This window comes from Bacillus sp. GZB (assembly GCF_001975995.1).
GTDB lineage: Bacteria > Bacillota > Bacilli > Bacillales > Bacillaceae > Bacillus > Bacillus velezensis.
Window position 1 is genome coordinate 401,087 of sequence record NZ_MTQG01000010.1, and the last position, 26,388, is coordinate 427,474.

The 26,388-nt window shown below is 40.9% G+C and carries 30 protein-coding genes and 1 pseudogene; 9 read left to right on the forward strand and 22 right to left on the reverse strand.

What is annotated here, in order from left to right; genetic code table 11:
- Positions 1-7: 7 nt before the first annotated feature.
- The 6 genes and pseudogenes from BXO87_RS02340 to BXO87_RS02370 all read right to left on the reverse strand — a co-directional run bounded on the left by BXO87_RS02340 (position 8) and on the right by BXO87_RS02370 (position 4,673).
- Positions 8-373, reverse strand: coding sequence for a hypothetical protein (locus BXO87_RS02340; RefSeq protein WP_076851193.1), 366 nt, complete (start codon positions 371-373; stop codon positions 8-10).
- 69 nt (positions 374-442) lie between these two features.
- The gene (locus tag BXO87_RS02345; protein WP_076851194.1) at positions 443-1,129 is read right to left on the reverse strand and encodes a hypothetical protein; all 687 of its coding nucleotides are present in this window, start codon (positions 1,127-1,129) and stop codon (positions 443-445) included.
- A gap of 46 nt (positions 1,130-1,175) precedes the next feature.
- Positions 1,176-2,261, reverse strand: a complete 1,086-nt coding sequence (locus BXO87_RS02350; RefSeq protein WP_076851195.1) for an ATP-dependent DNA ligase — start codon at positions 2,259-2,261, stop codon at positions 1,176-1,178.
- Complete coding sequence (locus tag BXO87_RS21185; protein ID WP_139337721.1) at positions 2,254-2,682, reverse strand: DNA cytosine methyltransferase; 429 nt, start codon at positions 2,680-2,682, stop codon at positions 2,254-2,256. The genes BXO87_RS02350 and BXO87_RS21185 overlap by 8 nt, the downstream gene beginning before the upstream one ends.
- Positions 2,666-3,301: pseudogene (dcm, locus tag BXO87_RS02365) on the reverse strand (DNA (cytosine-5-)-methyltransferase). The gene BXO87_RS21185 and the pseudogene dcm overlap by 17 nt, the downstream one beginning before the upstream one ends.
- Before the next feature lie 226 nt (positions 3,302-3,527).
- A complete protein-coding gene (locus BXO87_RS02370) occupies positions 3,528-4,673 on the reverse strand; it encodes a Rap family tetratricopeptide repeat protein (protein WP_076851198.1) in 1,146 nt (381 codons plus the stop codon).
- Between the two features lie 352 nt (positions 4,674-5,025).
- Here BXO87_RS02370 and BXO87_RS02375 point away from each other — a divergent pair, with 352 nt between their 5' ends.
- The 3 genes from BXO87_RS02375 to BXO87_RS02385 all read left to right on the forward strand — a co-directional run bounded on the left by BXO87_RS02375 (position 5,026) and on the right by BXO87_RS02385 (position 8,071).
- On the forward strand, positions 5,026-5,751 hold the full coding sequence (locus BXO87_RS02375; RefSeq protein WP_076851199.1) for a hypothetical protein: 726 nt from the start codon (positions 5,026-5,028) through the stop codon (positions 5,749-5,751).
- Between the two features lie 716 nt (positions 5,752-6,467).
- Positions 6,468-7,265 (forward strand): SMODS domain-containing nucleotidyltransferase, encoded by a 798-nt coding sequence (locus BXO87_RS02380; protein WP_076851200.1) that lies wholly within the window; start codon positions 6,468-6,470, stop codon positions 7,263-7,265.
- A gap of 11 nt (positions 7,266-7,276) precedes the next feature.
- Positions 7,277-8,071, forward strand: coding sequence for a hypothetical protein (locus BXO87_RS02385; protein ID WP_076851201.1), 795 nt, complete (start codon positions 7,277-7,279; stop codon positions 8,069-8,071).
- Between the two features lie 14 nt (positions 8,072-8,085).
- Here the strand turns inward: BXO87_RS02385 and BXO87_RS02390 are convergent, their stop codons facing one another.
- From BXO87_RS02390 to BXO87_RS20685, 4 genes are all read right to left on the reverse strand, one after another.
- Positions 8,086-8,289, reverse strand: coding sequence for a hypothetical protein (locus BXO87_RS02390; RefSeq protein WP_076851202.1), 204 nt, complete (start codon positions 8,287-8,289; stop codon positions 8,086-8,088).
- Positions 8,289-8,810: a metallophosphoesterase gene (locus tag BXO87_RS02395; protein WP_076851203.1), complete on the reverse strand. Its 522-nt coding sequence runs from the start codon at positions 8,808-8,810 to the stop codon at positions 8,289-8,291. Before BXO87_RS02395 ends, BXO87_RS02390 begins: the two co-directional genes overlap by 1 nt.
- Before the next feature lie 224 nt (positions 8,811-9,034).
- Positions 9,035-9,196, reverse strand: a complete 162-nt coding sequence (locus tag BXO87_RS20680; protein ID WP_161941450.1) for a hypothetical protein — start codon at positions 9,194-9,196, stop codon at positions 9,035-9,037.
- 440 nt (positions 9,197-9,636) lie between these two features.
- Positions 9,637-10,452 (reverse strand): class I SAM-dependent methyltransferase, encoded by an 816-nt coding sequence (locus BXO87_RS20685; RefSeq protein WP_076851205.1) that lies wholly within the window; start codon positions 10,450-10,452, stop codon positions 9,637-9,639.
- A gap of 138 nt (positions 10,453-10,590) precedes the next feature.
- Between BXO87_RS20685 and BXO87_RS02410 the strand changes: the two genes are divergently transcribed.
- A complete protein-coding gene (locus BXO87_RS02410; RefSeq protein WP_076851206.1) occupies positions 10,591-10,779 on the forward strand; it encodes a hypothetical protein in 189 nt (62 codons plus the stop codon).
- Between the two features lie 26 nt (positions 10,780-10,805).
- Here BXO87_RS02410 and BXO87_RS02415 read toward each other — a convergent pair whose 3' ends face one another.
- A complete protein-coding gene (locus BXO87_RS02415) occupies positions 10,806-11,036 on the reverse strand; it encodes a MerR family transcriptional regulator (RefSeq protein ID WP_076851207.1) in 231 nt (76 codons plus the stop codon).
- Positions 11,037-11,572: 536 nt separating this feature from the next.
- Between BXO87_RS02415 and BXO87_RS02425 the strand changes: the two genes are divergently transcribed.
- Positions 11,573-12,361 (forward strand): hypothetical protein, encoded by a 789-nt coding sequence (locus BXO87_RS02425; protein ID WP_076851208.1) that lies wholly within the window; start codon positions 11,573-11,575, stop codon positions 12,359-12,361.
- A gap of 24 nt (positions 12,362-12,385) precedes the next feature.
- Here BXO87_RS02425 and BXO87_RS02430 read toward each other — a convergent pair whose 3' ends face one another.
- From BXO87_RS02430 to BXO87_RS02455, 6 genes are all read right to left on the reverse strand, one after another.
- Positions 12,386-12,916, reverse strand: coding sequence for a group I intron-associated PD-(D/E)XK endonuclease (locus tag BXO87_RS02430; protein WP_076851209.1), 531 nt, complete (start codon positions 12,914-12,916; stop codon positions 12,386-12,388).
- A gap of 565 nt (positions 12,917-13,481) precedes the next feature.
- Positions 13,482-13,838 carry a hypothetical protein gene (locus tag BXO87_RS02435; protein ID WP_051590108.1) on the reverse strand — a complete coding sequence of 119 codons (357 nt, stop codon included), beginning with the start codon at positions 13,836-13,838 and terminating at the stop codon, positions 13,482-13,484.
- 366 nt (positions 13,839-14,204) lie between these two features.
- On the reverse strand, positions 14,205-14,504 hold the full coding sequence (locus BXO87_RS02440; RefSeq protein ID WP_032874492.1) for a contact-dependent growth inhibition system immunity protein: 300 nt from the start codon (positions 14,502-14,504) through the stop codon (positions 14,205-14,207).
- A 53-nt stretch (positions 14,505-14,557) separates the two neighbouring features.
- Positions 14,558-14,866, reverse strand: coding sequence for a hypothetical protein (locus BXO87_RS02445; protein WP_032874494.1), 309 nt, complete (start codon positions 14,864-14,866; stop codon positions 14,558-14,560).
- Positions 14,867-14,899: 33 nt separating this feature from the next.
- Positions 14,900-15,292 carry a CDI toxin immunity protein gene (locus tag BXO87_RS02450; RefSeq protein WP_032874496.1) on the reverse strand — a complete coding sequence of 131 codons (393 nt, stop codon included), beginning with the start codon at positions 15,290-15,292 and terminating at the stop codon, positions 14,900-14,902.
- Between the two features lie 11 nt (positions 15,293-15,303).
- Entirely contained in the window at positions 15,304-17,082 is a 1,779-nt protein-coding gene (locus BXO87_RS02455; RefSeq protein WP_038457664.1) for a T7SS effector LXG polymorphic toxin, read from the reverse strand.
- A 521-nt stretch (positions 17,083-17,603) separates the two neighbouring features.
- Between BXO87_RS02455 and BXO87_RS02460 the strand changes: the two genes are divergently transcribed.
- The 4 genes from BXO87_RS02460 (at position 17,604) to BXO87_RS02480 (ending at position 20,318) form a co-directional block, all read left to right on the forward strand.
- Positions 17,604-17,966, forward strand: a complete 363-nt coding sequence (locus tag BXO87_RS02460) for a hypothetical protein (protein ID WP_053104226.1) — start codon at positions 17,604-17,606, stop codon at positions 17,964-17,966.
- A 289-nt stretch (positions 17,967-18,255) separates the two neighbouring features.
- Positions 18,256-18,642, forward strand: a complete 387-nt coding sequence (locus tag BXO87_RS02470; protein WP_053104228.1) for a VOC family protein — start codon at positions 18,256-18,258, stop codon at positions 18,640-18,642.
- Positions 18,643-18,995: 353 nt separating this feature from the next.
- Entirely contained in the window at positions 18,996-19,916 is a 921-nt protein-coding gene (gene bla / locus BXO87_RS02475) for a class A beta-lactamase (protein ID WP_113629798.1), read from the forward strand.
- A 120-nt stretch (positions 19,917-20,036) separates the two neighbouring features.
- Positions 20,037-20,318, forward strand: a complete 282-nt coding sequence (locus tag BXO87_RS02480; RefSeq protein WP_007407331.1) for a putative quinol monooxygenase — start codon at positions 20,037-20,039, stop codon at positions 20,316-20,318.
- A 99-nt stretch (positions 20,319-20,417) separates the two neighbouring features.
- Here the strand turns inward: BXO87_RS02480 and BXO87_RS02485 are convergent, their stop codons facing one another.
- From BXO87_RS02485 to galE, 5 genes are all read right to left on the reverse strand, one after another.
- Positions 20,418-21,830 carry an MDR family MFS transporter gene (locus BXO87_RS02485; protein ID WP_061046858.1) on the reverse strand — a complete coding sequence of 471 codons (1,413 nt, stop codon included), beginning with the start codon at positions 21,828-21,830 and terminating at the stop codon, positions 20,418-20,420.
- Between the two features lie 142 nt (positions 21,831-21,972).
- Positions 21,973-22,446 (reverse strand): MarR family transcriptional regulator, encoded by a 474-nt coding sequence (locus BXO87_RS02490; RefSeq protein WP_061046857.1) that lies wholly within the window; start codon positions 22,444-22,446, stop codon positions 21,973-21,975.
- 284 nt (positions 22,447-22,730) lie between these two features.
- Complete coding sequence (locus BXO87_RS02495) at positions 22,731-23,843, reverse strand: glycoside hydrolase family 53 protein (RefSeq protein WP_061046856.1); 1,113 nt, start codon at positions 23,841-23,843, stop codon at positions 22,731-22,733.
- Between the two features lie 51 nt (positions 23,844-23,894).
- Positions 23,895-25,394 carry a UDP-glucose--hexose-1-phosphate uridylyltransferase gene (galT, locus tag BXO87_RS02500; protein ID WP_052248590.1) on the reverse strand — a complete coding sequence of 500 codons (1,500 nt, stop codon included), beginning with the start codon at positions 25,392-25,394 and terminating at the stop codon, positions 23,895-23,897.
- A 1-nt stretch (position 25,395) separates the two neighbouring features.
- Positions 25,396-26,388, reverse strand: a complete 993-nt coding sequence (galE, locus tag BXO87_RS02505; RefSeq protein ID WP_032874510.1) for a UDP-glucose 4-epimerase GalE — start codon at positions 26,386-26,388, stop codon at positions 25,396-25,398.

Consider the following 26,388-nt stretch of genomic DNA (forward strand, 5'->3'; position numbering starts at 1 on the left):
TACCCTCCTAACGAATGGCCTTCCGCTTAAAGCAGATATTATTTTGTTTTAGTACAGAGAGAAGCTGAGAGGTAGAGACTTTGTCGTACTCTGCGACTAGGTCAAACAGTCTCTCATAAGCACTTACATGGTTATGAGGAGATTCGAACCCAACTAAGACATAGTTAAATCGCCCTTTACCTTTATCGATTACTTCAATTAGGTAGCCTTCCTTACGAAGTGAGTGCAAGATACTTGAAAATCTTAACGCGATTTTAATTAATTCAGTGTTTTCGACACCTTCTTTTCCTGACTTTTTAAGCATATCTAACACCAAAGTTTTCTTGGCATTTCCGTGGTAAATGTCTGTTTTCTCTGATCCATTACTACCCATGCTGTAGCCTCCTTTTTACTCCTTACGACCTAGTAATCGAAGGTGCCTAGCATAAAGTTGCGATTGTTTTTAAAGGGGGTGTTGGGGTGTTACGGAAAGAAAGGAACCAAGGTCATGCTGTTCCGGTACCCGTGCGGAAAGGCTGGAATTTAATTGAGAGTGCTCATTTTTCCGAATAGCCAAAGCACTGACCATGTGAGTAGCGTTAACAACACTTGCACTTCCTTTTATCGAGAGTGACTCTGAATTTCGAACGGATACCTTATTTGGAAGGTCAGATTTTGCTGATAACCTTGCAGCGATAGTTGACCGGACTTCGCTCGATCCTGGGTTAACAATTAAAGCTTGAGCGACAATGTCAGTAACCTTTTTGAACGTACCGTCTTCATGTTCATCGAAATAATAAATACCTTCTATTAGCTGTGCGTAGGCTGATCCTCCAAGTACGTCTATGTCGTGGTGTTGCTTGGTATCCGTATGTTCGAAGACCAGGACAGTTCTGTTGTTTTCATAGTCGTGGATTCCCCCGAGCTTACAGATAAGTGGGATGTGTTTGAAAGATAAAGCTTCTGTAATCATGGGAGGGAGGTCACTGTAAAACTGGTCATGCTTAGTTAGGTATGCTCCTGGAAGTAGGGCGATTGAATATCTCTGTCCATCCACTATGAACTCCAATGTTTCTTCGCCTGTAAGTGCAGCCTCAGAAGGAAGTTTTTTATTACAATAAACCCTGGAACCGTGGGGGTATAAAGCCAAACTGAATCACCTCTATGAAAAAGGGCCGCCAAGGCAGCCCTTATAATTAATCCTCATTTATTACACAGTCTTTCGCATTCTTGTCGGGACGTAAGCGTAAAAACTGAGGATGGCGGAAATAACCGTCTTTAGTTCGTTCCATAGCAGATATCTCCATACACGTTCCGATATACTTATCGGAATTTTCTGTCATGTCTTTGCGTAATTCATCTCTAATTCCTGAGCAATGCCCTACATGTTTAAGTTCGCCCTTATCATCGTATTGAGCAAACTCAATTGCTCCAATCCAACCATAAAAATAAAACCTGGTTACTGGGTCTACTTTTATACCGTTTGACCAACACTCTTCCTGAGCTTCTTGTTGCCCGTTTAAGGTGTATAGAATTCCATCCTCAGCCTCCCAATAAGGCCAATTATCTAATTCTTCGCCCGTATATTCACGGACCGGTTCTTTAAAGCCAGTGATAATTACATCGGAAGTAATCTCTTGTTTCACTTTGATCCAATTCCATCTAGGTTTCTTATCAGGGTGGTACTTACCGTTAATGTTTTTCAGCATAACTCCTTCACCACCACGTCTCATAATTTCTGCGTTGTATTCCTTTTTATTATGTTTGACGTACTTTGATATTGAGATATGAGTAGTGTCAGGGTGGTCAGTGAAAATCAATTCCATCTGCTCTTCTAAAATACCCCTACGATCAATCCAAGGAAGGTCAGTTAACCAATTACCGTCCATATCACGTAAGATATCATAGGCCACAAAGTTCACATAGCCACGCTCTTCTTGGCGTGCAACTGCTTTTTCAGGCGACGAACCCATGATCGATACAACATCACTGGACTTACCACCCTCAATATAAACTTCTCCGTCTAAGATCAGTAGAGGATAGTCAGACAAGACTTTATTTAGATGAGGTACATTCGCAGTTTTTTCAACAGGCAGCTTAGTGACAACTGAGACATGTCTAGAAAAGAAACGGCCACCTATAGAGAGGTAGCGAGAGCCATCGTACTTTTCTTCTGCTACATAATTATCGTTCTCCCACAGCTCGTCCATTTTGCGTTGATCCTTTACAGTAGTTCCGCCCATAGGTAATAAAATTTCATCTAACGGATACCCGTTATTCATCTTTAGCACCTTCTTTAAACAAGTTTTTGAAAATGTCCTCAAGTACATTAACGACAATAGAATTACCTGCCATTATGTAGATTGTTGACTTGGAAATACCGGCACTGATTAGCTTTTCGTAGTCTTCGGAGTCAAAGCCCATCAGTAATAGGCACTGTTTCGGGGTGATTCCGCCAAGTTTTCCTTTATGGGCCAAGACAGTGAAATTCCCTCCGCCAGTGCCGTAATAAGAAGTGATAGTGGGGTGATGCGGGTTTGATTGAAACCGTAAGCCTGAAGTTCTGTGGCTGATAACTGTACGATCGAAACTAATCTCGCCTTCAATTTTTACAGAGGGGTCTTGAATTTCCCCTTTTGCAACATCGATGGCCCGCTGCTGACGTTTCGTAATGTTTCGTGTGTCATCAACATCTAAAAAAATCCCACCAGCACGAAGTCCCCATTAAAATAGGGCGAGGAGAAGGGAAGAAGAAGTTACCATCGTCGATGTCTTTCCGAATAGATACCACAAAAACACGGAGCCTCTCCTGGGGGATATTAAAATCTTTTGCGTCCAAAACACTTCAGTAATTGTTGTAGCCCATTTTTTCTAGTCGCCTGAGCATGTCTTCGAAACCTTCTCTGTGCTTGCCGATAAGGTTCTTTACATTCTCAGCGATCATGTACTTGGGCTTACTGAATTCAGCGATACGCAAAGCTTCAAAGAGGAGGCTTGACTCACCGCCTTTGAGTCCCTCACCATGTACTTTTGCTACAGACACGTCTGTGCATGGGAAACCGTAAGTCATGAGATCGAATTCAGGAAGTGTGGATGGGGAAACCGATCTAATATCGCCTAGATTTTTCGATTCAGGGATGTTGTGCAACGTCGAGTATGCTTTAGCTATTGCGGATTTCTTTTCGCAAAAATTAACTATTTCAAAATTCACTCGAACTTTTTTGAGAGCTTTCTCAAATGCACCAAGGCCTGAAAACAAGCTTAAAACTCTGATTTTATTCAAATAGTGACAACCCCCTTCGCACCGTAATGATCGATACATGTGCGGAGGGAGTTGCGGTTTAATTGGAGGGAGGGGAATTTATACGAGAGGAAAAAAAAAACAAAAAAAAGAATAAGGGGAATCCCCTTATCCGTAAAATGAATGCTTTAAATTAATTAAGTTTCTGCCCTTTCAGCAACCTTGTACGTATCGTTTTGCTGTTGGAGATAAGAAGCACCTATACCGGCGACGCCAAGTACCAGTGCAGCACAGATTAACAGTTTTTTCATATTGACTCTCCCCTTTTAATTTGTATTCTTGCCTCATTTGCTAAACGATAAAACTCAATTGCACCCCACGAATCTTTTTTTCTTGCGAGTAGTTCGGCTACTGAAATCGCATAACTTTCCATGTCCGGGTACAAGCTTTTATTCTTTTTGAAGAACTGGAATGTTTCCCTTACTAGGTCTAGATCGTCAGAAAGGAATAATCCCTTCACCATTTTTAGCTTTTCCATCACCACTTCGTTTCCATTACTTTCGGCTAAATATTTAGACTTATTGTAATATTCCCAAGCTGTTTCGGTATCATTTTGCTTTCCTTTTAGAAAGGCGATAACGAATAGGGTTTTTGCAAAATAGTCATGATTTTCCGGTTCAGTAATTTGAAGTGATTTGTGGAAATTGATGAATGCTTTGTCGGGTTCTTCAAGGTGATTATAACATAAACCCTTGTTGAAAAGTGCGGAACGAATTAAATGATTTCTGTCTCTTTCGTGGTTACCTAATTCTTTAGCGTCTTTGTATGCTTTGTATGCTTGTTTTAAAGCTTCATCTGTCTTCATACTGTCCAACAGATTCCCGAAGATCACGAATTGACAACGAACATTCATAACTCCATAGAAGGGTTGTTTTTTAAAAATTTCATACGCTCGTAATGCATTGTTCATTGAAAAGTACGTTTGCTTCATGTGATAACACACTTCCGCCAATTTAAAGTAGAATTCAGCTCTTTCTACTTCAGCGTTTTCGGAATCAACAGTATTCAGAAAGTTTTCAGCTTTCCGGTAACAATCGAGGGAGTATGTAAGCTCTTTCTGCCTGAAGTAATACATCCCCATAAAGAAATAGTAGTAGTATTCCAACATACCGGTTAAGTTTACTTCGCCCTCATACTGCTTCAGCTTTTTAAATCTGTCGTTGATTCCTTTGGCAGCATTCGGAGTCTTGTACGCTATCATCATCTCGTGCCTGAATTCTAACAATGAGTAGTATACAAGAACATCCTGATTTTCCTCCATGTACTGTAATTCTTTTTCGACCTCTTCCTTCATTCGGTTGGCCCGCGACTCCCAATCCATTTTTATCATGTTGTACCAATGATTCATTTTTGTCGCCACTAAATCATAAGGGATGATTTGATCGTTTTTCAAAATCCACAAACCCCTTTCTTATGCTAAGTCTATCTAATTATATAGTTACATTCGAGGAAAGAAATGTAAAGTGAAAATAAGCGTATATCGTCACAATTTTTAAAAATCTTGAATAGAGAAACATCGCATGGAAAACCGTTATTGAAGACCTAGGACTTTACATCGATTTTATCCCATTTTTTGTAGAACTTTTTAACCATTTGATGAAAAAAATGTTTATTAATGGGTGTTTAGTGTGTTAGTGTTTTTTTGGGGGAGGGTTGCTTATAGGATTATAGAATTAGTGCTTGGAGTTCAGTTGTAGGTGTAAGTTAACTCTTGGACAAAACTAGGTTAAGGGAGAGGGAAAAAAATGAAAAAAATGATTCTATTGTTTGTGATCGCTATTGCAACTATTGGATTATCTTTGCCGCAACAGGTAGCTGCCCAAGACACTCAAGACACTAATCCTAAAGAGCAGCTCGGTTTTACCAAGGAGCAGTTAGACAAGGTTAAGCAAAACATGGAAAGTGAAGGTGTAGTATCATCGGATACTCAGAGCAAGCTTTTGGACAAACTCTCTAAAGGAGAAGCCCTAGACTCTTTTGTTTTGCCGGAAGAAAAAGCTGTTGACACAATCAAAAAAGACACGGATAATGGTTATGAAATAACTTACATTTTTGCCGATGGTTCCTATACTCAGGCGGCTGTAGATGAGCCGGATTTCTCTGTAGCTGGCGTAGGCATTAAGGATGGAAAGTGCCAAGGTGGCTCAGGTTACCAAAACTGCACAAGCAGAAAAGTTTATTACAACAATAACGGTACATTCTCTTTAAGCTTCAAGGCCAGTTATTCATTAGTGCAGGGTGGATTTGATTCAATTACAAGCGCTGGAAAGTGGAACATATGGACAGTAACTGGTAGCTACTCTAATCCGAAGATGAGAATCATTAGGAAAAAAGAAACCGATTTCAAAAAAGCAGAGGCTAGGCTATCAGCTACATTAAACATCGGTGGAGGAATCGGAAGTATAACACGAAGTGTTTCCCTCATCGTAGGTAAAGATAAAGCTAAAGCACAGGGCAACACTTACTACTAAGATTACTTGGGGGTTATCGAATGCCAGCAGGAGATATTGTGTATCAAGTATTTGCTTACGGTGTACCGGCTTTGATTATAGTAGGAATCGCAACGTTTACAATAAAAAGATATAGAAACAAAGGCCAAACTGACTGATCAAAAGAGGGGTTCCTAGAACCCTTCTTTTTTAGTCCCTCTCTGTTTTCCTTTTATATGGAGAAACTGTTGAAAATTAAAATAACTTCCTGTAAAATGAAAAGATCAGGGTGCTACCAACACCCCGGCTCTGTACAAAAAGCTACCCATCAAAGGGCTTGCTCAGCGGTTATTCGTGATAGACCTGTCCCTTCAGGTTCTGAGGCTCAAGGGAGGCTGTAAACGGCCCATCAAAGGGCTTGCTCGATGTATTTTCTACGTAGACCTAACCCTTCAGGTTCTCAAGCTCAAGGGAGGGTCTATTTTTTTGTTCCGAGGGAAGAAAAAGGTAGAGTTTGAAGCTTAGTCCATAAATATGGTACAGTAAGGATAGACTAGAAAACTCGTAAAATTTGCCATAGTTTTTTCTTAGGTTTACCGTAAGAGGCAGTTGATGAATGGGGTTCTTCGAAGCTTCCGGAAACTGGTTTATGCGATAAATTCTTAACTATAGCTCTAAGTAAGATCGTCTTTAACTAGACGGTCTTATTTTGGGCTATTGGCGGTATAACGAGAAAACAAAATAACAGGGGGAAAGATATGTCAGTAAATACGTATTTAACAACATTATCGAGCAATCTTGTCTTAACATCGACTGAAAATGAAAATATTAAGAAATCGATTAACGCCTTGAGTAAAAACCTTAACTATTATTTCGACAGTAACGATCTCCATGAACATTTCCAGTTTGGGTCAAGTACAAGAGGGACGATCCTCCCGAGAAGTGCAGACTCAGGGTCTGACGTTGACTACATGGTTGTTTTCAAGAACCCGGATGGGTATAAACCTCAAACATTGTTAAAATATCTCAAGGCGTTTATGGAAAAATACTACTCCAGGTCTGAAATTTACAGAGACAGCCCTACAATGGTGCTTGAGCTAAACCATATAAAGTTTGAATTAGTGCCTGCAATAAAGGATGATTGGGGGAATTTATCCATCCCGGCCCCTACTAATATTTTATTTGAATGGACTTCAACAGACCCTGTAGGCTTCAATTCAGAACTAATCACTGCGAACGTCAACAACAATTATCAACTAAAACCATTAATTAGGTTGATGAAATACTGGAATACTGATAAATTGAAGGGCTACTATTCGTCTTATTTATTAGAGAAATGGTTAGTGAATCGGTACAATTATTTCACTAAATCATCCTTAAAGGAGTATGTGTACGATAGCATAGAAGGTCTATACTACAACTATGATGCTAGTCAGACTTTTAAAAATAGGCTGGACTACGCCAAAAAGGTTGTAAGTAACTGCAAGTCGTATGAATTAACGGGTTATCCTGGACTAGCAGAGACAGAAATCAAAAAACTATTCCCTGAACTATAGGAGAGCAGCCTGTGAGTGAACGTTTCGATTCGTTAGATAAATACTATAAGATTATAAATAATTTTGACTTAGCCTCAAGGGTTCTCTTTTGGGTTAATACTATTCTGACTGTTGTAGTTTATTTTTTAGATGGAAATGATCAGGTCAAGAGTATTTTAACGGGGTTATTCATAATCACAACACTACTTTATTTTATAGTGGACAACTCTTTAGGGATTTTTTTAATCCCGGGAGCAGAAGAGAAAAGGAGAACCCACCTACTTACAAACTCTTTCGGTGTACCTTTAGACAGTGAAAGAACAAACAAGTATTATAATAACACCTTAGAGCCGTCGCTACTAAAGTTGGGAGCGAACATATTTGAAAATTCTCTGTTCGCCTCTAGAGTAACCTCTGAGATGGCAAAACAAGAAAGGTGGAAAATTCTTTTCTTAGCGTTGGTTTGGTTGGTCTCATTAATAATCAGGAATACTGATATAGAGTTTATTTCAATAGTTGCTCAGACACTTTTTGCCAGCACATTGCTTTCTGCATGGTTAAGGTTAGAGGTGCTTCGTAAAAAGAACCACGATATCTACAAATGCTTGTATGATGTTTTTCTCTTACGGAGCAGGGGCGGTGCGAATGAAGAGAGTATCTACGCCCGCATTCTTGATTGCTGTGTTCAGTACGAGTCAGCAAAAGCATATTCAGGTGTTAAGCAGTCCTCTAAAATCTTTTTTAAGATTAATGGTGAGGTAACAGAAGAGTGGGAACAAACCAAGCGCAACTTAAAGATCGAAGTAAGAGAGGACGAAGTCGAATGAAAAGAACGCCTTATTTAGGCGTTCTTTTCAATATCTATATAAAGTTCGTATTCAGCGTTCTTTCCTGTTAAAGGGGTGGTGCGGCTTCCAGCTATACGAAGCTGCTTAATCCCGTCTTTTTCAACTATTTCTCCGTCCCATGCACCGTTAACCACGTAGAATTTAGTACCCACCTCAAGGGTGCTTATCTTAGTTAATGTTCCTCCATACCTATTCATTAAATCACCCCAAAATGTGCTTTAATAATTTCAAAGTCAATTGGACGGTAGTCGGTCAATTCAACTGATACACATCTATATTTGGTTTGGTCAAGCCCCTCAATCTGGGAATGGACGTGACCATGTACATTGCCTTTAATTAACCCGGTATACGATAGTTTGGAATGAACTTCGTCATCAAGGGGGTAGTGTGATAGGCATAAGTCATCCAGGAGGATGTCGTCCTCGTAAACTTCATCGAAGTATTTAAGCCATTGGGTCTTAGAGGTCCGGGAGTCATGGTTGCCGAGACGAAGTATTTTATATCCGTTTAAATGAGGTAGGATACTGTCACGAATAGCTCTTCCTCCAAAGGATACATCCCCTAAATGGTAAACGGTGTCCTCAGGGGCTACTGTTTCATTCCAGAGTTTGATGAGTTCCTTGTTCATTTCATCCTTGTCCTTAAATGGGCGGTTCTCATAAATAATAATGTTACTGTGGTTAAAGTGTGTGTCGGCTACAACCCATGTCTTAGGCATTCGAAGCCCTCCCTTATTTATTGTGTCTTATTCTTTAAGCCATTTGTGCCCTGGTCTAAAAAGTGCCGTGTACATACGGACAAACTCGTGTTTTATTGACTAGATCTATTAAATCATCCAGTGCTTTTTTGGCCCCGATATAATGAACCGTTTCTTTTTTTTGCTTTACATCTAGCCATCAACCACAATTTCGTTACCTGTACGGAGAAAATTGATAAACACACCTAAGGCTTTGAAACACCTAACAATTTGTACAAGGTTTTTTTATCAACGATATTCACATTTCCATCTCCATCTCTAATTGTAAAGTGAGTTTTTTCCAAATCACAACTCACTCCGTACAGTTCTACAATTTCTTTTACGGTTGAATCGACATCATTGTTCATCGTCAACGCCCCTTAACCTAAAAACTGATTTTTATCAAATTTGGTCCCTGGCTCCCTTAAAGCCTTCCAGCGTTATATTCGTCCCACCAATCCTGGTACATATCGTGGATCTCTTCATGACAGTGATCGCACATCCAATAGTAGTTGGAGAGTTCGTTTGCATAGGAGCAGTTCTGATGAATCAATGTTAGGTGTCCTCTATGACCACATCGAGAGCACTTCCGGGTGAAGAAATACCATAGATGTCTGCCTTTAGACTTCTTAATTGCAAGGGTGTGAAACTTAAACCAAATGCGGACAAACCGCTTTTTATGTTGCCAGGCATGAGAAGAAAAGAATCCTGTTGTGTACATTGCTAGAAGTAACCCGGTAGCACTTATGCCTAAAATCCAAGAAAACAGGCCCATCAGCATTAGAAGCTTGTCCCACAATTTAATCACCTACTTTTGAAAAACTAATAAGATGTTGGAGTCAGGAAAACGAGTTCGGCGGCCTTTTTCATCAAATAGTTCCACCTTTCTAGATAAGTGACGGTTATGTCCTTCTTGTAAATAGTGGTTGTATGTTACCAGCTCTAAATCAAGTAAATCCTTAACAGCTGCTATATACCCTTTAGGTGTAAAGAGACCATACTGCTCTTTAACTTCACGTTGGTAATCCTTATCTCCCCAAGTGTACGTGTAAAGGAATTCCATAGCGTCGTTCATCGGCATAGCAACTGAATCGTAGGCCCCTACGGTCAATACGATCTTTCTTGCTTTAAAATCCGTTGCGAATTGCTTAGCTTTTTGCACGTCTTTAGGGTTTTTAAATCTAATTAGGACTTTACTGTTGTCTTCCATTTTCACACCATCTCTGATGATGATACGCCCACCCTTAGGGATAATGTTATATGCACTTTTTAACGCTTCGTACACCGCTTCAATAGAGTAGTCGTTGTATGAAAAAACCTCGTGTAGTACAGATGAGAATATTACTGTATCCACTTCACCGACATCAATTTTCTTTTGAAGTTCTCGTGCGTCAATTTCGAAAACATCATGGTAAAAGCTTAAACCCTCGTTGTAATCACGTATTCTCTTATCTACACCAATCACGTTCACGCATGGCTTGTGGGAGCGGATCAACTTGCCTAAAACGCCTCCGCCAATGCCGACATCTAGGACGGTATCTCCGGCGATATACTGAATCATTTGAACCTTGTCGTCGGCACTTGCATTCATTTGCTCTAAGTATTTTTTCGTTATGGCGATCATTTAATCTCCCCTCTCACCGATAGTGATCGCTGTAGGGGGGTAAGTAGTTGCGAAAAATGTTTGTTGGGTGGGTATTGACTTTAAGACTCTTGTTGGTTAAATTGGTTAGCGCAATTGAAAGTAGGGGTGTCTGAACTTATGAATGACTTTGAGAGGAAGCTTTATCAGATAATGGTTAACATGCGCCTGTACGGAAAAATACCATCACTAGAAGAGTTAAAAAGAAAGACAGGCAAAACAGAAGCGGAGATAAGGGAGGCAACCAAAAGTTTAATTATAAAAGGCAAACTGTCATGGGATAAAAATAAAAAGGTTTGGAAAATATAAAAACCCTTCTCGGAAGGAGTAGGGCTTTATTGGTCATAGGGGCGGTATTTTTTTCGGTTAGCCTCCGATTCTTTCTTTTGTGCTTCGACATGACTTCGGAGGTATAGACTTATCAGGCCTACTTTTTTAACTGGTTTGAGTTTGCCTGAGTCTACAATCTGACTCAGGCGTTGTTTTGAAATATCAAGTAACTCCCGGACTTCGACTGCGGTTAAAACCTCATCCTGGATAAATTTTATTTTTTCATCCTCGGTCATTTTTCCTTTCCCTCCATGCAAGGATAAAGCCTTTTAAAATAGTAGCGAATACTGCGGTATATAGGAGCACACGTGCGATTTTTCCAATGGGGCTGACCGCTCCGGCATCAATCGCTACAATCCCAGCCATTAGTATGATCAAAGTGACTAAATCTGATGTACTGTAGTTTTTTAAAAAATTTTTCATATACACCGTGGACGTGGTATAATATTTGAGCAAGGGGATTTCTCCCCTTCACTCACTTTGTATCAGCGCTTCTTGCTTTGCCGGCGGGAGCGCTTTTTCTTGTTCTTTTCTCGCTTTTCATTCTCCTTCTGCCATATGTCGTAGATATGTTTTACGATGGAGACGATTGAAGCGATTATTAGAACTATGTTCCTTAGATCGTCCACTTTAGCACCTCCTTTCTATACTTTAATTATACCAAATCTCTTTACCTTAGTCAAGAGATTTCAGGGGTGAAATAACCTTAAATTCTCACCAAGACCAGGTTTTTCTTGTATAATAAGATAAAAAAATAGGTGGGATTAGGGCAATGGACTTTAATTTTAATTTAAAAGATAAAAAGTTTTGGCTAAAGGTTATAGTAGCAATACTATTGATACCTTTTGTATTAAATATGACGTTGTTTCAATTTAATACGAGATTTACATACCAAGGGGGAGACTGGCTTTCGTTTTGGGGGAGTTACTTAGGGGGCTTCTCTAGCGGCATTATCGCTTTAATTGTAGCCCTTGCAACAATCAGAGAAGACAGGAAGAAATATTCGTACGATATGGTCTTAAAACAGTTACCCGTCATGGTCAGAATCAAAATGGAACTAGAAAAAATAATCAACAATGTAGATAGAGCCACTACAGTTAAGAACGACACTGAAGAGTCGCCTTTATTCCCCGAAGTAAACGAATCCCTATACATGGTGGATGTGGAATTGGTCGATAAGGAGAAGTGGGATTCCTTAGATAAGTTACAAGATATTGATTTACAGGTAAAGCTTTTAGAATTAAGGCAGTTTTATGAAACGTTTTCAGAATCCCTTCGTTATGACATGGCAGCTAATAAACAAGACCTAACTTGGCGGAGGAAGGCTTTAGAGCAAAAACGCAAACAAGCTGTTACAATCATGGACCCTATAGAAGAGTATAGGTTGGGTAATGAAATAGCAACGCTAGGTAGGGATATAGACTACCATTGTCAAATTAGAGAGACGTGCTTCAATGCACTGGAGGAGGGGTATCGGAATAAAATCGAACAAATATTAAAAGAGTTATTAAGTGCAATGAACGAGATCCAACAAGAAAAGAAGAACTTCGAAGAAGATTAAAAATAATCACAAAGAAAGAGAGTGTCACTGTTGGACACTCTCTATTTGATTTACAGCAGTAAATTTACCCTCCAAGTCTGCTAACTTTTTGTCTAACTCGTACTCGTGAGAGTAACGCACCTTTTGTTTCTGGCCGTTCAATGTTTCTGAGGTTCTCATGAAAAATTTAGTGGAGGGTACTTCCCCTACCCAAGCCAAGTAAACCTTATCTAACTCTAAACAATAAGCTAAAAACCCCTCTATCTCCTCGTGTCGGTATTTTCTTTCATAATAACCTTTAGACTTAGTTGAATTTGAACTTACTGTTTTAAACACCATTAAACCATTTTCTTCAGGTTTATAGAGTATCGTTTTGACCTGCATGCGGTAGAGCTTTCCATTGTAATCCATTACTAAGTCGTACCGTTTGTTGTCGGTTGTCGGTACGGCAACGCTTATCCCTTTCTTAGTTAAAGCTGCTATCACACATGCCATTGATATGTCACCTTTTATATTGCTGTCCATTGTCGCCACCGTCGCCACTCCTTTTTTAGATGTAGTTCTTGTCACCGCCATTAAATCACCCCCTTTCAAGGGGATTAGCGAAAGCCCTGCTGTATCAGCGTTTTAAGGGGTGTTTTGTGGCGACCAAACTACATACTTACTTTGGCGACGAGGTGAAACAGTGGCGACCAAAATGGTGACGATATTGGTGACGATATTGGTGACGATCTTTATATAAGGTACTACCTACTGATTTTAAATTTCGATAAATCCTTGATACCACTGACTTTCCCGCATTTTCTTAGGTACTCTCTGGATAAGTTAAACCAGCAAAAATACCTTGTCACTACCTTGACAGGGTAGAGGTCGCTGGTTCGAGCCCAGTCGGAATCATAGCCAAAACCCTTGCTACGCAAGGGTTTTTTATTTTTTATTGAAACAGCTCTAGAGGCTTACATTATTCCAGTAAGAAGAGCAAGGAAATGGCATTGATTGCTATTATGCACTGAAAACCAAAAATTCGTCAGACCGTTCCTAATGAGTTCTCCAGATAGTAACTGCGGATCGAAAACAAAGTGAAACTTGAAGCGGTATTAAGTAATAAAAAGGTCCCTTGAATTTCAAGGGACCTAAAGTTTCAATCATCACTCTTATACCTTTGGGGGATCTTGTCTCTCCAATCGAGTATAAGTTTTTTGAATTTTTCTGTCTCCATGGAGCTTCTATCGTTTTCATTTTCTGTATAAAGGTGTTCTATGACTGTTTGATCTTCTTTTATATATGCAATGGTTGTATTTAGTTGAATCTCATATTCTTCAGAAGAACCATCCAATACATCTTGAATCATTTTCAAGTATTCATCAGCTTCATCTACCGAAACAATGTCTTCTATGAAATCAGAAAAGTATTCTAACTCTGCGGGGAGAACTACTCGTAAGTATCCTAAATGGTCTCTTTTACATTCAAATGAATATTCCATAATAAAATCAATCATTCCCTTGGTTTTTTATATAAAGGATATGCAGTAGCTATTGAGCCATCTTTATTAATATACATCTCTACATCTAATACAGCCGATATGGTTTAGCGACTTTTTGTTCATCAGAGAGATGGGAAAAATCCCATAAAATGAGATTAGAAGAATATAAATTAAGTCCATTATTATGGTTTTTTTTTATTACCCTCTTTTTCTGCAGTTTATACCACTTCAATTTATCTGTCATCAAAAATGCGGTCGAACGATTCAGTCCATGTTTGTTTTGAAGACATACGGCATTTACGGACTAAAAACGAAAGCGGAGCGAGAAGTGAAATTGAAATTATAAAAGAAGCCCTTCTTATAAGAGGGCTCTTTTTCTAACTATGTTGTTTTAAGGTGTTTTTTAATTTGTTCAGTGACTTGCTTAAGCCATTCTAATGGTGTTATATCATCTTCTGGAAAGTATATGCCATCCGCTGCTTCTTCTATAAATTCATTCTTATCTGCTTCAGAATAATCACTATTTACAAACTCAGTTAGTGCTATTAAATCTCTTTCTTTTAGTTTTTGTGATGCTTCATTTAAATATTCATCAAGTGCATTTTCCGGAGACTCTATATCTTGGTGGAAATGTCCACCGAGAAATCTAAATACAGGATCAGAAACTTTAATTTCAATCATTGCTTACCACCACCAAGAATCGTTATCTTCAAATATAAGAGATGGTAAGTATATTATTCTATATAACTTTCTGCTATATCAATATCATTTGTCATTTTTAGGCCAGGGTATTTTTCATCTAATTTTCTTAAACAATCAATAAGTTCTTTACTTTGCAAACTTTCAGCTAAATCTTCAAATACCTCACTGACCCAATATAAATCTGCTTTATTACAATTTTCTAGATAGCTGATTGTATTTTCTTCGTTTTCTGAGAGCACTTCAATTATTTCATCCCAACTTTTTTGAATGCCATAGTCATCATTAAGATTAAGTTTTTTTCTTTTAATTAATATATCTTTCATTTTTTTCTCTAAATTCATATTGATTCTCTTAACTAAGAAGGGCTAATATTTTCATATTGCTTTCCCTATTGTTACATCTCCATCATGGAAAAATTCAATAACATAACCAGATTCGCTGAACATGAAGGTATCTGAACCTACAGCAGTTACATCATCAATTACGTTTAAGGCGTTGTCTAAGCTGGTTTTTACAGCTGGATAATCACCGTAAGCCCAAAGGAGAATAACAGTTTTATTATCTATTTTATTCTGAACTAACCATTCATCAATATCTTCAGCGTAATCAATAGATCTGTGATAAGTTACTTCATCCCATTTAATTCTTCCCCATGATGTGAAGGGGAAACTTTCGCCAAGTTGCTCATGATATTTACGTGTCTCGGAAATAGTGAGGACTTCTTTGTTATCTCCAAGAGCTTCTAGACATTCTTCGTATAAGGTCATATTAACACTTCCTATTTATTTAAATGTTTTAAAAGGGATTTATAAGTATCTTCGTTTCCGTTAAAAGGTATATAATATTTCTTTGCCTTATCTCCTTTTCCATTTCTATAATCCTCAACATTTATATGAGGTCCCTTTTCGGGGTCATAATCTAATCTCCAAAGGACTTTATTATCTCCAGACATTCGGCCAGTAACTTTACCAAAGCCTGCGCTTTTAGACAAAGTACCTATAAAAGGTTTTGAATCTATTCCTAAATCACCAATTAGATTTAGCGCCTCATTTCTAGCTTGTTCATATGTGTCTACCTTTGGAAGCGCAACTTCTCTTGATTTTTTGGAAAGGCCTTTTTTAACTGTCTTGCTTTTTGATGACTTACCATTGATTGATTTAAAGAGTACACTATCTTTAGTGGAATCGGCTACTCTTTTTAGGAGTGGTGTATTCTTCACATTAATAGTATTCTCAGCATCTTGAAGGATTCCTTCTAATGCAGGAGTATACCGATTGACAGGAGATTTGTAAAACTGTTTTACAGACTTTCCGCCTTTCTTAATTGTGCCACCAGCTTTAGCAAGATCTTTCGAGCCTGTTGAGACAGAGGACTTTCCGCCTTTCAATAACAGAAGGCTTCCGCCCAAGTAAGTAACATAGTGCATCCGTGTATATGCATCCCCGTGAATCATCTTTTTATCCCAATCATCCTTCAATGTGTCAACCATACTTTGAAAGACACCTAGATAGTCGTATTCCAGAACAGTATCCAGAACTTTTTGAGGATCTTTGTTTAAGTTGTCAATTGTCCAACCGATATTCCGTCCGAGTTGAAGTGCTCCTTCACCGGTATCCTTGGCAAGATCGTATACACCAACAAGCAGACCTTTGGCGCCATCACCTATGATTTGCAATGCTTCTTTTCCTTTATCCATGAAAGCTTTACGCTGTTCCAGAAATGAAACAAATTCAAGCTGTTCAGGGGTGAGATTCTCATAGCCGATCTTTTTCGCGATTTCCAAATATTCATCCGGATCGCTGACACCATCGGCCAGCTTTTTCTTCAGATCCTTGATCTCCCGCTCTTTCGCTTCTTCCTTTTTAATCGTCAAATAAGCATCCGAATGTCTTGCAATCTCGCCTTTTTTCTTATGGATGTCGCTTTCACGGTACGCTTTGGCGTTGTAGTGAAGCGGCGTGGCGCCTTTTCCTTTGCCTGTGGCGTTTTGAAGCTGTTGAAAGTCGGCTTGGATGAACTGTTCGTTCGCTTCGGTTTCTGCGTATTCTTTCGTTAGATCGTGATCAAGTTTGCCGAGTTTATGTATCGTTTCGCTTCTTTTTTTGTCAGCTGAAGAAAGCTTCTGATCTGTGCTTTCGGTTGAAAACAGATCAAGCGAGATGATGTCTTCGATCTCTCTGAGGATGGACCCCATGTCCTTTTTTTGCCCTTCCATAATTGCCTTTGATTTACTGAGGGCGTGGGTGAGCTCATGCTCCAGAAATGATTCCTCCACATGTGAACCGGAAAGTCCGGCGTCTTCGACCTTGCCGGGGAGGCTTGTGAGAAATGCGATTCTCATATCGATCAGATCAAGCCAGCTGTCTGTGACGCCGGAGTGGTCTTGGAAAAAGGCTTTGATGTTGTCTGCGCCCCGGCCGGAGAAATCATTGTCACCAAGATCAGCCATGCCTTGAAACGCTTTTTTCAGATTGACCATCTGGCCGCGCAGTTTTTTGTATTCACCCGCGCGCTGTTTGGCAGCGGCCAGCAGGGTGGTTGCTTCGAAAACTTTCATGACCATATCCTTTCATTCGAAATACTTTAACAAGATATTATCATGTAGGAATGAAGGGGAAGACAAATAAGTATTTTGAAAGTGCAAAATGATTAATTTGTTCTGGGTAAATTTACTTATTTTATGATCGGGAATTGGGGAAGAGTTAGCTTCAGGTTGAATCGGTTGTTGGAACATCATGTGATGCATCTCCTTTAAAAAACATACACACATATTAGAGGGCTGAAATTCACCCGTATGAATTGGGATACGGCGGCCCAAACGGCTTTTCGCATGGAACCAACATGAGGCAACTGGTCAACAGCTTTAGAAACTTCATCCTAACAGGGAAGTGCGGCAAGCATTGGGAATATAAAGGAATATAAGCTTACAGCTATGAAGGATGTATGAAAATCCGTCAGACGGCGAAGGGAAGGCAAATCTCCATGTATTGTGACGGTTATAATGCGGGTGCATGGAACTTCCGTTCATCCGGAGTTATGTGAGAGGGACGAAAAGACTTTTTTTGAGGAGGAAGCGGAATGATTGAATTTACACGGCCATCACCTATGAAGAAAACATGCACGATGCACCCGGAAAAGGAATCTGTCAGATCGGTTTCGTTTACTGATTTTAACGGCAATTCTGTAACAGTAACCCTTTGTCAAATGTGTCTGGCTGAATTAAAAATGAAAGCCGCGACTGAATACAGGAGCATGACAGAGGAGCGGGCCAAACTGAATCGTTTCAAGATTGGTGATCATGTGTATTTAGAGCATTTGGGAGTAGTCAGCGAGATAAAAAACATGGAAGGCGCTCAAGTGGCAAACAGGACAGACGCAGACGGAGTCCGGAAGGCTACCCCTAAGGAAATCGCAGAATATAAAAAGCAGGGGAAGCAATGACGGTGAAAAACGATTCAGTCAATCATTTATCAGTTGTTTTACTTACAGGAGCGGCGGCCGGATGTTTACGGATGCGCGACTTACACGGCCGGAGCCTCCACGGTGAAGTGAAGGAAAATTCAAACCAAGAATGTGAATTGATCAAACGCAGTTTCATGAATCTCCGAAGGCTTTCATCCGAAATTTAGGTGCAGTATGGAAAAAAATTTATGGAAACTTGACATAATGCTGTCAGGTCCCTATTGTATGATTAAATGAATGGCCAGTAAAATGATAGGAGGCGTTCAATATGAAATTGCTGCAAATTAGACTATTGGTTAATGACTTTAAGAAAAGCGTCGAGTTTTATAAAGATTCATTAGGACTTCCAATAAGTTGGTTAGAGAAGGAAATGGAATATGCACTCTTCGATAATGGAGAAACGAAAATAGAGCTTTTATCTCGAGAAAATATGGCTGAAATAGTTGGAGAAGAAAGAAAATCTTTAGACGGAGATGCGCAATCAAGTTTTTTGCTTCAGTTTAAGGTAGAAGATGTTGATAAAACGTATGACTATCTGCACAAGCAAGGGATTAAATGCGTCAATGAACCGCATGATCGTCAGGAATGGCGTGCACGAGTGGCTCATTTCAGAGATCCAGATAATAATCTTATTGAAATATATAAAATGATATAATTTTTTGACTGGCAGGATTAAGGTAATGCGTTTGTTAACTTACCTTATGATTTTTATAGTCTGCAAGAGAAACATATATAGGTCCAAGACGGAAAGCCTGCGGACACTGATCATTGCACAGCATCACTGTGCTCTGACTGGTGTCCGTTTTTATTTGCACGGAGGGATAACAAATAGATGATGAACACGAAGCGGAAATGCAAACATTCAGACGGCAAGGGCGGCGCATTTAAGCGCAAATAAGGGGATGAATCAGAATACAGGATTTAATCATTCAAAGGAAATATATTGACTTTCATCCTGTTTGTAATGTTAATTAGAAGATGTATACAAAATCATTTTAATGAGGAGGTCTGGATGTGAAAAATAAAGCGAGAATACAATTTGGAATATGCATTGGACTTTTATGTTTAAGCTTTACCGGTTTCAATCCTTTATTCGGCTCAGCGCATGCTGAAGCGAAATCTATAGAGGACGCAAAAATGACAAGCTGTATAACGAATCAGAAATTTGTTCAGCTTGAGAAAAAATTTGATGCCAGGCTCGGCGTTTATGCGATTGATACAGGTTCAAACAAGACAATCGCCTATCGGCCGAATGAACGGTTTGCTTACGCATCAACCTATAAAGTTCTGGCTGCAGCTGCTGTTCTGAAGAAAAGCTCAAATGAAAAACTTAATGCCATCATCCGCTACAGCAAAGACGATTTGGTTACATATTCTCCAATCACAGAAAAACACCTGGATACAGGCATGAGCCTGAAAGAAATCTCAGAAGCCGCTGTCCGTTACAGCGATAATACCGCCGGGAACCTATTGCTGCAGCAGCTTGGCGGTCCCAAAGGTTTTGAAAAATCACTGAAACAAATTGGGGATCATGTAACGAAAGCTGATCGATTCGAGACGGATCTAAACTCTGCGATTCCCGGGGATCGTCGTGACACAAGCACCGCAAAAGCACTGGCAACTGACCTTAAGACTTTCGCTTTGGGTAACACTCTCACGGCTGACAAGCGCACGATTTTAACAGATTGGATGCGGGGCAACGCTACCGGCGACGAACTGATTCGGGCAGGCGCTCCTGCAGGATGGGAAGTCGGCGATAAATCCGGAGCCGGAAGCTACGGCACACGAAACGACATTGCGATCGTTTGGCCGCCTGACAGAGCCCCAATTGTTTTGGCAATCCTGTCAAACCGGTTTACGGAAGATGCCAATTATAATAATGCTCTTATCGCTGAGACTGCAAAAGTCGCTCTAAATGCTCTTAAATAAACATTGCCGTTCATTTTTTATGGACGATTTTTATATGTTGAGAATGCGGTATGCCGGTTTCGTTTTTCGATAAATGTTATAATGTAAAGCCATAAAAAGATGGGAAGAGGGGGAATTTCGATGCATTACATAACGGCATGCTTAAAAATCATCAGTGATAAAGACCTTAATGAAATAATGAAAGAGTTCAAAAAACTTGAGGAAGAAACGAACAAAGAAGAAGGCTGTATTCAGTTCCATGCTTATCCGCTCGAACCATCAGAACGCAAAATCATGCTTTGGGAGATTTGGGAAAACGAAGAAGCTGTTAAAGTCCATTTTACGAAAAAACATACAAAAGACGTTCAAAAACAAGAATTAACGGAAGTAGAATGGTTAATGAAAAGCAATGTGAATGAGTAAAAGGCTTTGTCTGTTGTTGGCTGACTTTGCCGGCAACAATCATCAGTTTCATTCACTAAAACCCTTGCTGTGCAAGGGTTTTTTACTTTAAAAAGTTCTTTATATGGCAGTCTTTTTATGGGTAAGGAACAGATTTGGAATGAAGATGGCCGCAAGGATGATGACGGATACTAAGAATCCGGCATGGTAGCCTTTTAAACTGTTCGGAATCGTTGGCTGCAATCCATGTATGACAGTTGCGGTAACGGTTGCGATCACAGCTGACCCAAAGCTGGAACCGAGGTTTTCAATCATATGAATACCGACACCTGCTTCCGGAAGCTGTTTGCTGTCAAGACCTGTATAAGCGTCACTCATCAATGGGAGCATAATTCCTCCAAAACTGGTGCCGCGGATAAATAATACGACGGAAATCCAAATCATACTTGTGTTATCGGTGATAAAAATAAGCGGGATAGATCCGATCAGCGAAAGAACAAGACTGACCGTAACCACGTATTTCGCACCGATCTTATCAATCATTTTTCCGATCAGCGGACGAGTCACGAGCATTCCGACTCCTTGAGGGATTAAAGCGAGTGCTGCTCCGGCTGCCGTGAAATGACGAATGTTTTGAAAAAACAGCGGAAGTATTAACATCGGCCCCATGATGGCAACATTCGCTAAGAACAACCCGATCGAAGATGATAAGAAGCTCTTGTTTGCAAACAAATTCATAGGCAGCACGGTTTGGTTTTTCTGGATCAGATTATATACAAGATAAATGACTGCTGAAACAAGACCGATGCCCACCCATAAAATGGTGTCGCTATTGTTAAATGATGCATGATCCGCCGCTTTCGTAATACCGTACATCAATGCCGCGCTCATTAATGACAAATTGATAATCCCGAAAATATCGAGTTTGCGATCTTTGTTGAATGGTTCAAAGTCTGGAATGGTTTTCATCATAAGCGGTGCGGCAACCAAAACGATGAACACGTTGATGTAAAAAATCCAATGCCATGAAGCGCCTTGGACGATGAAGCCTCCGATGACAGGTCCTAAGATCGGGCCGAAGATCATAGGGGTGCTGACGATTGCCATTACTTTTCCCAGGTTTTCCGGACCTGCCGTTTTAACCAAGAGTGTTGACATAAGCGGAGTCATAATGCCGGCGCTGAATCCTTGAAGCAAACGGAAGAAGATGAAGCTGGAAACGTCACGGCTCATTCCCGCAAAAACAGAAATGACACCAAAGGCGATGACTGAGCCGATGAAGATTTTCTTACCGTTATATTTATTCATAAGCCAGCCGGATACGGGTACTGCAATCGCAAGTGCTAAGACATAGCCTGTAACGGACCACTGAATGGTATCCAATGTCGTGTTGAAGTCTTTGGTCAGTTTGTCGATGGCGATGTTTACCATCGTAGAGTCAAGCATTGGAGCGATTGCTCCCAGTGCAATAGCCCAGGCGGCTGTGAGAACTTCTTTTGGCAGCCGAAGTTCCTTTCTTTTATGTGTTGACATAGTATTCTCCTCTCAAAATTGCTGTCTTTGTTTCCTTGTCAACAAAATAATAGAGTGATTTTGTTTCTTTGTCAACAATAAGAGGGATATAAAAAGGCAGCCCGTTTTCATGGAGCAGGGCTGCCTATGGTTTTATTCATATTTATTCCGATTTCATGTCTGCACCAAGTTTCTTTATTTCTGAACCCAAATGCCTGCTGTATGTTTCCACGAAGTTCAGCATCGTGTCAAATTGTTCATCAGTTACTTGTTCAAACACGATTTTGTCCCGTTCTTGAAACTCTTTGTGCAATTCCTCGTGAATTTTATAAATGACTTTTCCTTGTTCGGTAAGCCTGAAATAGATTTCTTTCTTGTTAAGCGGCTTCTGATAGCTTTCGATAAGGCCTTTATTGATAAGCTTCTTCGTTAATTTACTTATGGCGCCTCTTGTCATATAAAGGGACTCCGCAAGTTTTGTCACATTGGCGTCTTCAATTTTTTCGATGAATTCGATGCAATGCACTTCAGAAGGTTTATGCCCCTTAAGGCTTTCTTCCATCTTCAGCCTATTAAGCCACACCATCTTGTTAAAAAAGTCCCTGAAATCCGTGAGGAGCTGTTCTTTTTTGTCCATGTCCCGTCCTCCTGCTCGGTGGTGCTTACACAATATTATAAAATGTTTGTTTCTTTTTCAACAATCGTAAAGTTATGATTTAGGAACTGAGAGATAGTGCGCAGAAATAAGAAGGAGGGGGAAGAGAAGAAGTATTCTATTTAAAAAGCGGTTTTTAACCGAAACGTGGGTTTTTGAGTATTTTTCTTTCCGTATTCGTTACTTGCTCTGTTTCATAACAGGCCAACACTACAGCCTTATAAAAAAGCAGGCTGCGCAATGAGCCTGCTTGAGATTCGCATCAATCATTTTCCTGTTGCGGCATCATGAAAAGCGTCGATTGCGGTTGTGTATTTCAAGACGTTTTTAGACACTTTGGCGGTTGCGCCTAATGGATACGCGTCTGACAGAACGCTGGAGTGAGCTTCGGGTTCCCAGTAAAATACGCCGGTTCCTTTGCCGTTCGGAACGGCTTTCACCAGTTTTATGGTGTCTTTTATGGTCCAGTAGGAATCTTTCGGATTGTTTTCATCTCCGCCCAGTTCAACCACCATGACTTCCTTGTTGTAGCGTGAGGCGATGTCATTCAAATTAGATGATAAATGGCTGGTGAGCTCCCAGTACGGCTTACCTTCCCAATAGGGATAGAATGAAACGCCGATGATGTCGGTTTTTCCGCCGTTTTTAAAGAATTGATCAAACCACCATCTGAATAGGCTGTTGTCCGTGCCGTGTGCCAAATGGCTGATGACCTTGGTGGCCGGGCTGACGGATTTCACGGCGTCATAGCCTTTGTTCAGTAAGGCGGTCAATTTGCTGAAATCGTTCGTGCTGCCGTCGGGCAGTAAAATTCCTGAATTCATTTCATTTCCTACTTGCACCCAATCAGGGGAGATGCCGTGATTTTTAAGTTCTTTCATGACATCGTACGTATGGTTATACACGGCTGCCTGCAGCTGGCTGTTTGAATAGCCGTTCCATTGGTTCGGCTTGATCTGGTGGCCGGGATCAGCGAACACATCACTGTAATGGAAGTCAACCATTACCTTCATTCCTAACGCTTTTGCCCTTTTTGCCGCTGCAAGTACGCCCGCTTTGTCACTATAGCCGAGCATGGTCCATGTTGTGCCGTCTTTCAGCCAATAATAGCTGCTTGGCGGATTCACAAACACTCTCAGTCTCACGGCATTTATTCCGTGATCTTTAAGAATCTGCAAGGCATCTTTCTGTTTTCCGCCGTCATCCAGCCAGCGCACACCTTCGTCCTCCATTTGTTTCAGCCATCCTATATCAGCGCCATAGGCAAACGGGGCTTCCGCTTTTGCTTTAGGAGACTTCTCAAAGAATGTAAAAGCAGTGAAAATGAGAGAAAGACAGATTGCGTTTACAAATACACGTTTCAATCGGTTTTTGAACATCACAATACCTCCTGATAAAAAAGATTGTTGATTGATTTCACTCTGAATGTTTCAGCTGCCATTCTCCAATAACGTCGTGAAACGCTGAAACGCCTGAATTCCTTCGGGTGTCATTTTAAAAACGCCTGCATCGGTCAGCGCGCGTAAAAATACATTCGCGGTTTCTTTTTGTAAAACAGCGGCTGCATTTTCCGGTGTCACGTCTTCATCCGCTTTGATGTTTTCGGCCCACGGAAGATGAATGTCTTTGATGTCATGAGGTTCATTCAGTAAATACTTTTTCACTTCTGCCAGCTCATCTTTCAGGCGGGGAGGTAAAACGGCGAGTCCCATCACTTCAATCAGACCGATATTTTCTTTTTTGATGTGATGGACATCTTGATGCGGGTGAAAAATGCCATCCGGATAATTTTCGGAGGTGCGGTTGTTTCTGAGAGCGAGATCGATTTCAAAATCCGTTCCCCTGCGTCTGGCAATTGGAGTGACGGTATTATGGGGTTCATTCGTTTTTGCGATGATGCTGACGGTTTCGTCTGAATATTCCCGCCACTTTTCAAAAACATACGCAGCGGCATCGGTCAGCAAATCCGGATCTTTTGCGCGAAGGCGGATCACTGATACCGGCCACTTCACGGCTTCGGCCTGAACGTCTGGAAAATGACGCATATGAAAAGGGTAGAGGGAACCCGCTTTTGCCATCGGAAACTCATGGGCGCCGCCTTGATAATGATCGTGAGAAAGAATGGAACCTCCTACGATCGGCAAGTCTGCGTTTGATCCCGCGAAATAGTGGGGGAAGATTTCCGTTATGGCCAGAAGCCTTCTGAAGCTGTCGCGGCTGATGTTCATCGGCTTGTGCACGCTTGATAGAAAGATGGCATGCTCGCTGTAATACGCATAAGGGGAGTATTGAAACCCCCACTGTTCTCCCGCTAAGTCAAGCCTGATGATGCGGTGATTTGAACGGGCGGGGTGATGCGGTGTTCCGGCATACCCCTCGTTTTCCATACAAAGCAGGCATTTCGGATACCGGTTTTCCGGACTGTTTTTTACCGCGGCGATGTCTTTAGGGTCTTTTTCGGGCTTTGATAAATTAATGGTGATGTCCAATTCCCCAAAAGGTGTTGGTGAGCGGTACACGATATTTTTTCGAATGGCCCGCGTCTTAATATAGTCGTTGTTTTGGCTCAGTCGGTAAAAGTAATCTGTTGCTTTTTTCGGGCAATCTGATAACAATTTGCTGAATGCGGCGTTGATCAGAGAAGGGGCCGGTGTGATCACGTCCATGATTCTGCTTCCCAGCATGTCTCTTTCAGCCGGCGTATCGTTAATGATTGACCGTTTTACCGCGTCTTTCACCATTTCGTCCAAATAGTGAAGCCTGTTTTGTTTCTTGATATGTTTCGGTTCTGCATAATCCGTCAGTCCGAGCAGATCGAGAAGTCTGTTTCTTGTATAAATCACATCTGTTTCATTTATGTCGCCTAAGACAGTGCTTTCTTTCAGAAACCCTGCCACTGATTCAAAAACTTCAATGACCGCCGCCTCCATTTCATTTGTCCTTGTATCCGTTTGGATGTTGCCGATGCCAATTCCATGCTGACGCAATGATTTCCGATATGTCCGTTTGTTTCGGATTCCAGCCCAGAATGTTCCGCGCTTTATCGCTGGAAGCGATGAGGGTGCTTGGATCACCGGGTCTTCTTGCGGCCGCTCTTACTTTTATGTCTCTTTCGGTCACTTGCCGGGCCGCTTCCGCCATTTCTGATACGGAAAACCCGCTGCTTGATCCTAAATTGAAAATGCCGCTGTCTCCGCCGTTTTGCAAATATTCCAGAGCGAGAATATGGGCATCGATTAAATCGGAAACATGGACATAATCGCGGATGCACGTGCCGTCTTTTGTATCATAGTCAGTGCCGAATATCAAAACCTCCTCGCGCTGACCGAGCGCGGTTTGTAAAAGGATAGGGATAAGGTGGGTTTCCGGATGATGATCTTCTCCGATGGAACCGTCCGTTTTCGCGCCGGCAACGTTAAAATACCGAAGCGAGACATATTTTATGCCGCAGGCGGTTTCACACCACTTCAGCATTTTTTCTGCCATGAGTTTTGATTCGCCGTATGCGCTTTCCGGCTTTTCCGGCATGTCTTCTGTGATGGGCACTTTTTCAGGTTCGCCGTATACAGCGGCGGATGAAGAAAACACAATGTGTTTCACCCCGAATTCCTGCATGACCTCCAGTGTAATTTGCGTACCGTACACATTATTATTGAAATATGAAAGAGGGTCTTTCATTGATTCGCCGACAAGGGATTGAGCGGCAAAATGGAGAACGCCTGTTACGTTCTCCTTCGCAAACACAGAGCGAAGAAACGGTTTGTCACGGATATCTCCATGGTAAAAAACTGCTTTTTCATGAACAGCTTTCCGGTGGCCTGTCTGCAGATGATCCACAGCTATCGTTTCAAATCCTTTGTTTAATAATTGATCAACCGCATGAGAACCGATATAGCCGGCTCCGCCGAGAACGAGAATCGCCAT

Bases quoted from the DNA above. Each gene is read 5' to 3' on its own strand.
- BXO87_RS02340 (WP_076851193.1), bottom strand. From the start codon at position 373: ATGGGTAGTAATGGATCAGAGAAAACAGACATTTACCACGGAAATGCC.
- BXO87_RS02350 (WP_076851195.1), bottom strand. From the start codon at position 2,261: ATGAATAACGGGTATCCGTTAGATGAAATTTTATTACCTATGGGCGGA.
- BXO87_RS02375 (WP_076851199.1), top strand. From the start codon at position 5,026: ATGAAAAAAATGATTCTATTGTTTGTGATCGCTATTGCAACTATTGGA.
- BXO87_RS02380 (WP_076851200.1), top strand. From the start codon at position 6,468: ATGTCAGTAAATACGTATTTAACAACATTATCGAGCAATCTTGTCTTA.
- BXO87_RS02390 (WP_076851202.1), bottom strand. From the start codon at position 8,289: ATGAATAGGTATGGAGGAACATTAACTAAGATAAGCACCCTTGAGGTG.
- BXO87_RS02395 (WP_076851203.1), bottom strand. From the start codon at position 8,810: ATGCCTAAGACATGGGTTGTAGCCGACACACACTTTAACCACAGTAAC.
- BXO87_RS20680 (WP_161941450.1), bottom strand. From the start codon at position 9,196: ATGAACAATGATGTCGATTCAACCGTAAAAGAAATTGTAGAACTGTAC.
- BXO87_RS20685 (WP_076851205.1), bottom strand. From the start codon at position 10,452: ATGATCGCCATAACGAAAAAATACTTAGAGCAAATGAATGCAAGTGCC.
- BXO87_RS02410 (WP_076851206.1), top strand. From the start codon at position 10,591: ATGAATGACTTTGAGAGGAAGCTTTATCAGATAATGGTTAACATGCGC.
- BXO87_RS02415 (WP_076851207.1), bottom strand. From the start codon at position 11,036: ATGACCGAGGATGAAAAAATAAAATTTATCCAGGATGAGGTTTTAACC.
- BXO87_RS02425 (WP_076851208.1), top strand. From the start codon at position 11,573: ATGGACTTTAATTTTAATTTAAAAGATAAAAAGTTTTGGCTAAAGGTT.
- BXO87_RS02430 (WP_076851209.1), bottom strand. From the start codon at position 12,916: ATGGCGGTGACAAGAACTACATCTAAAAAAGGAGTGGCGACGGTGGCG.
- BXO87_RS02435 (WP_051590108.1), bottom strand. From the start codon at position 13,838: ATGATTGATTTTATTATGGAATATTCATTTGAATGTAAAAGAGACCAT.
- BXO87_RS02440 (WP_032874492.1), bottom strand. From the start codon at position 14,504: ATGATTGAAATTAAAGTTTCTGATCCTGTATTTAGATTTCTCGGTGGA.
- BXO87_RS02445 (WP_032874494.1), bottom strand. From the start codon at position 14,866: ATGAATTTAGAGAAAAAAATGAAAGATATATTAATTAAAAGAAAAAAA.
- BXO87_RS02450 (WP_032874496.1), bottom strand. From the start codon at position 15,292: ATGACCTTATACGAAGAATGTCTAGAAGCTCTTGGAGATAACAAAGAA.
- BXO87_RS02455 (WP_038457664.1), bottom strand. From the start codon at position 17,082: ATGAAAGTTTTCGAAGCAACCACCCTGCTGGCCGCTGCCAAACAGCGC.
- BXO87_RS02460 (WP_053104226.1), top strand. From the start codon at position 17,604: ATGATTGAATTTACACGGCCATCACCTATGAAGAAAACATGCACGATG.
- BXO87_RS02470 (WP_053104228.1), top strand. From the start codon at position 18,256: ATGAAATTGCTGCAAATTAGACTATTGGTTAATGACTTTAAGAAAAGC.
- BXO87_RS02480 (WP_007407331.1), top strand. From the start codon at position 20,037: ATGCATTACATAACGGCATGCTTAAAAATCATCAGTGATAAAGACCTT.
- BXO87_RS02485 (WP_061046858.1), bottom strand. From the start codon at position 21,830: ATGTCAACACATAAAAGAAAGGAACTTCGGCTGCCAAAAGAAGTTCTC.
- BXO87_RS02490 (WP_061046857.1), bottom strand. From the start codon at position 22,446: ATGGACAAAAAAGAACAGCTCCTCACGGATTTCAGGGACTTTTTTAAC.
- BXO87_RS02495 (WP_061046856.1), bottom strand. From the start codon at position 23,843: ATGTTCAAAAACCGATTGAAACGTGTATTTGTAAACGCAATCTGTCTT.
- galT (WP_052248590.1), bottom strand. From the start codon at position 25,394: ATGGAGGCGGCGGTCATTGAAGTTTTTGAATCAGTGGCAGGGTTTCTG.
- galE (WP_032874510.1), bottom strand. From the start codon at position 26,388: ATGGCGATTCTCGTTCTCGGCGGAGCCGGCTATATCGGTTCTCATGCG.